General features: G+C 62.5%; 8 protein-coding genes. 2 read left to right on the plus strand and 6 right to left on the minus strand.

Annotated features, from left to right (window positions below; translation table 11 throughout):
* The first annotated feature begins 319 nt into the window (after positions 1-319).
* Complete coding sequence (gene leuB, locus VEK15_27445) at positions 320-1390, plus strand: 3-isopropylmalate dehydrogenase (GenBank protein ID HXV64464.1); 1071 nt, start codon at positions 320-322, stop codon at positions 1388-1390.
* Between the two features lie 13 nt (positions 1391-1403).
* Here the strand turns inward: leuB and VEK15_27450 are convergent, their stop codons facing one another.
* From VEK15_27450 to VEK15_27465, 4 genes are all read right to left on the minus strand, one after another.
* A complete protein-coding gene (locus VEK15_27450; GenBank protein ID HXV64465.1) occupies positions 1404-1859 on the minus strand; it encodes a TerB family tellurite resistance protein in 456 nt (151 codons plus the stop codon).
* On the minus strand, positions 1856-3340 hold the full coding sequence (locus VEK15_27455; protein HXV64466.1) for a polymer-forming cytoskeletal protein: 1485 nt from the start codon (positions 3338-3340) through the stop codon (positions 1856-1858). Before VEK15_27455 ends, VEK15_27450 begins: the two co-directional genes overlap by 4 nt.
* 119 nt (positions 3341-3459) lie before the next feature.
* Positions 3460-4011, minus strand: coding sequence for a sigma-70 family RNA polymerase sigma factor (locus VEK15_27460; GenBank protein ID HXV64467.1), 552 nt, complete (start codon positions 4009-4011; stop codon positions 3460-3462).
* Between the two features lie 189 nt (positions 4012-4200).
* Positions 4201-4728 carry a hypothetical protein gene (locus VEK15_27465; protein HXV64468.1) on the minus strand — a complete coding sequence of 176 codons (528 nt, stop codon included), beginning with the start codon at positions 4726-4728 and terminating at the stop codon, positions 4201-4203.
* Positions 4729-4892: 164 nt separating this feature from the next.
* Here VEK15_27465 and VEK15_27470 point away from each other — a divergent pair, with 164 nt between their 5' ends.
* On the plus strand, positions 4893-5084 hold the full coding sequence (locus VEK15_27470; GenBank protein ID HXV64469.1) for a hypothetical protein: 192 nt from the start codon (positions 4893-4895) through the stop codon (positions 5082-5084).
* Between the two features lie 130 nt (positions 5085-5214).
* Here the strand turns inward: VEK15_27470 and VEK15_27475 are convergent, their stop codons facing one another.
* Together VEK15_27475 and VEK15_27480 are read right to left on the minus strand one after the other, a co-directional pair.
* Positions 5215-5691 carry an SgcJ/EcaC family oxidoreductase gene (locus VEK15_27475; GenBank protein HXV64470.1) on the minus strand — a complete coding sequence of 159 codons (477 nt, stop codon included), beginning with the start codon at positions 5689-5691 and terminating at the stop codon, positions 5215-5217.
* Between the two features lie 10 nt (positions 5692-5701).
* On the minus strand, positions 5702-6214 hold the full coding sequence (locus tag VEK15_27480; protein HXV64471.1) for an SgcJ/EcaC family oxidoreductase: 513 nt from the start codon (positions 6212-6214) through the stop codon (positions 5702-5704).
* Between the last annotated feature and the right edge of the window lie 120 nt (positions 6215-6334).

The raw sequence follows: 6334 nt of genomic DNA on the forward strand, positions 1-6334 counted from the left end.
GCTCGTCGTCGGTTTTTTCGGCTTGACACGACACGGGGTCGCGTTTAGTATGCTCATACCCAACACACAATAGTTCTTATAACATGCATTTTTTCTGTGCAGCCGGTGAGGGCACGTTGCTGAAGGTCCACTTCAGGCTCAGTTTATTGGAGAAGCTGGGCCTAATCCATCCATCGACCGAACCCGCATATTCATCCTACAAAATCATTAACCTCGTCCTAAACAACTCCACATAAAACGCCTTTGGCGATTTTCTCGCCGGAACACGAGAGGGGCGCCTGAAGGCGCCCCTCGATTTTTTTGGTACCATCCAGTCCGCATGAAAATCTCGATAACCGTTTTGCCGGGAGATGGCATCGGCCCCGAGGTCATCGCCGAGGCGACGAAAGTTCTCGACGTCGTCGCTTCGCGATACGGGCACCAGGTCGACGCGCAAGCGTTTCCCTTCGGCTCGCGAGGTCTCGAGGAGGCCGGCGACGGATTTCCCGAGGAAGCTCGCAAAGCCTGTGTGTCGAGACCGGCGATTCTTCTCGGGGCCGTGGGACACCCGAAGCATGATCACCTGCCACCCAGCCGACGCCCCGAGGCCGCGCTCTTGAAGCTGAGGCGGCTCATCGAGAGCTTCGCGAACCTGAGGCCCGTGGTGTCGACATTCGTATCGCCCCGCTCTCCGTTCCGTCCCGAGGTGCTCCGAGGAGTGGATCTGCTCATCGTTCGAGAGCTCACCGGGGGCCTCTACTTCGGCGAGCCGCGCGGGGTGAGCGGCGAGGGGCCCGAGCGCCGAGCGATCAACACGATGGCTTATACCGCGAAGGAGATCGAGCGAGTGGCGCGGGTTGCCTTCGAATCGGCCCGGGGCCGCCGCCGGCGTGTCATCTCCGTCGACAAGGCCAACGTCCTCGAGACATCGAAGCTCTGGCGCGAAGTGGTGAGCGAAACGGCCGGGGATTTTCCCGACGTCGAGGTCGACCACATGCTGGTGGATCGAGCGGCAATGGAGCTCGTCGCCCGTCCGGCGACGTTCGATGTGCTCCTCACGTCAAATCTATTCGGCGACATCCTGAGCGACGAGGCCTCCATGCTCGCGGGCTCGCTCGGCCTCCTTCCGTCGGCCAGTATCGGTGGGAAGGTGGGTTTGTACGAGCCGGTCCACGGCTCGGCCCCGGATATCGCTGGCCGGGGTCTTGCCAACCCGATTGGCGCCATCGCATCCTTGGCGATGATGCTCCGCTACAGCTTCTCGCTGGAGGCGGAAGCCCGGCTCGTCGAGAAGGGCATCACTGCCGCTTTCGCTGCGGGCCGAGTCACACCGGATCTCGCGGGCGACGACGCCTGCTCGACGGGCGACGTCGGTGATTTCGTAGCCGACTACGTCTCCCGCGAAGCGTAGTTAGGTGTACCGTCTACCGGGATGCCTTCGCGCGCAATTTCTCGTCGATGAAATCCCGGTGTGATACGTGGAGGAGCTTCGCGATCTTCCGTATCAGGTATTCTTCGCCCACGTCCAGCCTCTCGTCGCTGAGGGCGACCGCCCACAGAAGCCCGACGATATGCTTCTTCTGCTCCGGGGTGAATCCCTTGTCGCAGAGGCTAGCGAACTGATAGAGGGAGATCGATTGACCGACTTGGATCTCAGCCAGGGCAACGAGCTCGCGAGTTTCGTCGGCCGTGAGGCCGAAGCTCTTTTGGAGCGCGTCCACGATCGCATATCGCTCTTCATCGGCCAGCTCGAAGTCGGCTCGGGATACTTCGATCAGTAAGGCGGCAGTCGCCAGCTGCAATCTCTGCTCCAGCGAGTCGGGCGGTGCATCGTCATAGATGATTCTCGCGGTGAAGAACTCCTGTATCGTGCGGATCACGGGATGGATTGTACTTCACCGCTCGCGGAGCCCGTGCGACGGGGGAGACGGTCGACTGCCCAGAGCGTGAGGGCACCGAACCCCATGAGCGCCACGACCGTTCGAACGATCGATCCCAGTAGAGGGATCATTCCCACGAGGTGAATCAGGAACAGACCGAGAGCGAGCCTTCCCAGCACCTCGCCCATGGTTGCCGTCGGGCCCAGAATCTCGCGCCCGATATAGGCGCCGACGTAAGCTTGGCCGAGATAGAGTCCGAACACCAACAAGAAGAAGATAACGAGGGACAGCGGGATGCCCACGATCGTCACCAAAGCCACCAGACCCAGCGTGAGTGTCACGACGACCGACAGCACACCGACGACGAGGCTCTTGGTGTGGCCCGGAAGGTGGACGGTCGTCACCGCTTCGGTCACGGCAGGGCCTGCGAGAAGGACCACCGCACCGAGCAGGAACGCCGCCGCCCAGAATGCGATGAAGGCCGTGACCGACGGCAGACGAAAGGTGAAGCCATCCTCGTCTTCCGCTCTCTCGAAGGCGACCGGCGAGGCGAGCTCGGCCTCGGGCGAGACCATGGGCTCCTTGCCGCCGTGGAATCTCGTCTCACCGGCGATTACCGCTTCGGGCCCGATTGTCAGCTCCTCACCCGCGAGCAGCGCCGAACCACCAATGCTTCCGTTGAGGTCGTGAGTCTGCGCCGCAGCGAGAAAATCACGACCAACCGGTGCCTCGATCGAGATCCTCCGCCCGGCGCCGGTAAAGCTACCGGTGACCCGCGCTTTCGGCAGCAGCTCCAACGACTCGCCGGCGGCGGTCACGTTTCGCCCCACGGGTCCTTCGATCCGTAAGGCCTGGCAGCCCACTCGTACGCTTCCCCAGACTTCGCCCGCGATCTCGATTTCTCCGGCGAATCCAAGAACGTCGCCTTCGACCCGTCCCGCGAGCTCCACGTACTCGGCCACGACGATTAGATCACCGGCCACGACGCCATCGATGGTGACGCGATGTGCCACAACCACGAGGTCGTTGTCGATACGCTCGTCGGCGCGCAGAACGTAGGTGTCCTCGTGCAACTGGATGACCGCACCCGACGCTGGACCCGGCGAGAGAAGTGCCGCGAGCAGGACGATTCCCAGTCCGACGGGCGACGATCGATGTTTCCGCCAAGCCCACAAGATGCTGGCAACGACGGCGAACCCGACGACGAGAATCGAGGCCACCTGCACGAGGGAGCCGAGCATCTCCGACCACCCGCGGAAGAGAACACTGCGAATGAGGAGCCTCGTCACCAGGCTCGAGCCATCGCCGCCGGAGGCTTCCGCGGGAATCAGGCGGCCCCAGATCGCAGAGATGGTCAGCGCCGCGAGGGCGATGGCGGCCGCCAGCAGCCAGGATAGATTCGTCCCCGGTCGGACCGAATCGGGAAGCCATTCGTTCGTGCCGCGAAGCGCGGATCGCATCAATTCGGTCTCCGATTTCAAGGTTTCATGAGAAGACTGGCAACGCGCGCACCCGAGCAGGTGAGTGCGAGCTGCCCGCTCGCGCTCGGGCGAGAGCTCGCCGTCGGCAAGACGAAGCAGGGTAAGTTCATCGGTATGTTTCAACGCGATTCCAGCATCTTTCTCAGCGTTCGCCGTGCCCGCAGCAACAAGACCCCGACGAAGTTGGACGAGGCATCCAGGACCTGAGCGATCTCTTCATAGCTCATGTCGGCGAAGTAACGGAGTACGATCGCGAGCCTCGAGCGGTCGTCGAGCCCGCCAACCGCTTCTCGGACCCTGGATCGGCTCTCTCGTGCGAGCACCGCCTCCTGAGGCGAGGGGCTCTGATCCTCCAGCTCGGCGAGGGTCGAGTCGACGTCATCGATTGGGGCGAGGCGCCGTTTTTTTCGCAGCTCGTCCCAGCAATGATTGGCGGCGATGCGGTACAACCACGGAGCGAAGGGGCGAGTCGTATCGTACTGTTGAAGACGGAGGCGGGCCTTCAAGAATATCTCCCCGGTGGCGTCCTCGGCGTCTTCCACGCTCAAGAGTGCTCTTTGACAAAGTCTGAAAACCAGAGGCGCCATTTGCTCGTAGATCTTTCCCCACGCCGCGGTACTTCCCGAGCGCGCCAGCCTTGCCAGGCCTTCGAGCTCCCCGCGAGCGGCCATTGCTTCTAGTAGTACTCAGTGCCGTGGTGGGACCGCAATCGACCGGCCGCCACCGCTCGGCAGGCTGGGCCACCTTCTGCCACTACTAGTTACCTACGCTCGAGCGGGCAAGAAAATTACGTCCGCGACCCGAAAAGAAGGCTGTCGGAGAGGGTCGGCTTGGGTTTTCGTCTCGGGGGAGAGAAAGGGTCAGGTGTTCTGCCGCGTCCAGGTGACCGCCCACAGGCGGCCGCTGACGGTCCGCGCGATCCCGAGGTACCGGTTCAAGGCGTGGGCGCGGCCGAGCGAAGGAAACGTGGGCTTCGCCCGAGGCACGAGATGCTGGAGCTCCCGACGCAGGCGGCGGTCGTTCGAGTGGAGTAACAGGCCGCGCCGGACCGTCTCGACGGCCTCGCCACGTCGTCCGCAGGCCGTCAAGGCGCGGGCCAGATTCAGATACAGGACACTGGACCGGCGGCCATTCTTGTGAACGGCTTCCTGGCAGAGGGCAACACTCGATTCGTCCCGGTGGGTGATGGCTCGTAGCAAACCATAATAGGAGAGATGCGCAGGATCTTTGCTTCCCTGGTCGACCAGTCGGCCTAGCTCGCTGGTTGCCAGACGGAACCGCCCCTCTCGGTAGTCCCCGAGGGCCTGCTCGAAGATTCGCTGGCGCTCGCTCGCGTCCATACCCGATCCGATGAATTGCGCTCGTTTCCATTTCAGGATAAGACGCATTGCCCGATGGCGTCAACTCGGAAACGTGCGGTTTGGTGCGATCTCCCTTGACATCCGCCACCCGAATAGGTTACCAACATATTGCCCCCACGAGGCCGCATCACCTGCGTCCGGCGAGACTTCCGGCTCGCTTGTGGAATCCGGAGTTCATACGTGGGGGAATCATGGACCGCCAGCAATTCATCAAGGTTCTCGAGGGGTGCATCGAGAGTGCCACCGGCCGGCAGTATCCCGAGATCGATTTTGGGAAACTCTCGAATCAGGGACTGATTCAGTGCGCGGAGTTGATTCGAGATCTGCTGGAAAGACGAGTCCGCTCGCAGGTGCCCGACGTCTCCGACGGTCAAATGCACTGACCGCGAGCCAGCAAGGGACCCGCGCGGAAGCGCGCGCCGCCAATGCGTTCGCGAAGGTCTCAACTAGAGTCTGCCCGCGGACGGAGGACGATCGCCCGGAAGCCCGTTTGACGGACCTTCGGGCACGGACTCATTCCGAGGACACGGGCTCGGGCGCGACCTTGGTTCTCCCGGAGACGATGAGCCACTCCCCGCTCCCGCGGCTCGCGACGACCGTGTAGAAGCCCTCCGTGGGAAGGTTCTCGCCGACAGAGCCTTCGACGCGCCAGACGCCGTCGGACACCACTACATCGGGCGAAACGAGGTGGAAAGTCGTTCGCTCGATCGATAGGGAGGTGCCGGGATAGCCCTCGAGGGTCTGAGCGATGCTCGCCTCGATCGCGGAACGGCCCTCGAAGGTCTGTCCGGCGAAGTCGATCACATCGGCGTCCTCGGCGTAGATCGAGGCACACATCGCGGCGTCGCCCGCCTTCCATCCTTCGACGTACTTGGCCGCCAGCGCGTCGATTGCCTCCTCGGCATCCGGGCCTTGGGCTCCGAGCCAACCGGCGAAAACCAGGAGGGCGCAACCCACCGCGAGACTCCGGGTGTTGATTACGTGTTTCATCGGGTTTCTCCTACGTCGTTCCCGGTGCCGGGGTCATCGGCCTCGAGCAGCGAATCATCCAGTTGCCGTCCTTCTTCACCAGCACCGAGGTGTACATCCCCTTGACCGCTGGCAAAGCCTCGCCCTCTTCGGAAGTCATCCCGGTAATCTCGTACTTGCCATCGGCCACGGCGACATCCATACCGATGAAGCGAGTTCCCGTCGACGTCAGCGAAATGCTCGAGCCAGCCATCGGTCCCTGGAAGAGCTCGGCATAACGGCCTTCGATTGCTTGCTTACCGTGGAAACGCTCTCCCGAAGGATCGATGAGGTCGCCTTCGTCGACGAATCGACTCGCGATCTGCGCCGCGTTCCCGGCAGCCCAGGACTTCTCGAACTCTCGGAGCTGATCTTGCAGCAAATCTTCGTCGCTTCTCGGCTCATCGGTTTGGGCCTGCTCCGCGGGCTGCTCCTCGACCGCCGGCGTGCATCCGACGACGAGCCCCGCGACGAGACTGCCGAGTAGAAGTAAAGAAAAGCGCATTGGTTCACCTCCTGACAGCGGATACGGTTCGAAGCTTGGTGCCGAACTCTATGCCCGAAGGTAGGGGAAGTCAAAGACGACGGATAATCGAGCCTGGCGCGTTTTGTCGTAGCCCTTCCT

Source organism: Vicinamibacteria bacterium (assembly GCA_035620555.1).
Taxonomy (GTDB): Bacteria; Acidobacteriota; Vicinamibacteria; order Marinacidobacterales; family SMYC01; genus DASPGQ01.

Bases quoted from the DNA above. Each gene is read 5' to 3' on its own strand.
- leuB (HXV64464.1), top strand. From the start codon at position 320: ATGAAAATCTCGATAACCGTTTTGCCGGGAGATGGCATCGGCCCCGAG.
- VEK15_27460 (HXV64467.1), bottom strand. From the start codon at position 4,011: ATGGCCGCTCGCGGGGAGCTCGAAGGCCTGGCAAGGCTGGCGCGCTCG.
- VEK15_27465 (HXV64468.1), bottom strand. From the start codon at position 4,728: ATGCGTCTTATCCTGAAATGGAAACGAGCGCAATTCATCGGATCGGGT.
- VEK15_27470 (HXV64469.1), top strand. From the start codon at position 4,893: ATGGACCGCCAGCAATTCATCAAGGTTCTCGAGGGGTGCATCGAGAGT.
- VEK15_27475 (HXV64470.1), bottom strand. From the start codon at position 5,691: ATGAAACACGTAATCAACACCCGGAGTCTCGCGGTGGGTTGCGCCCTC.
- VEK15_27480 (HXV64471.1), bottom strand. From the start codon at position 6,214: ATGCGCTTTTCTTTACTTCTACTCGGCAGTCTCGTCGCGGGGCTCGTC.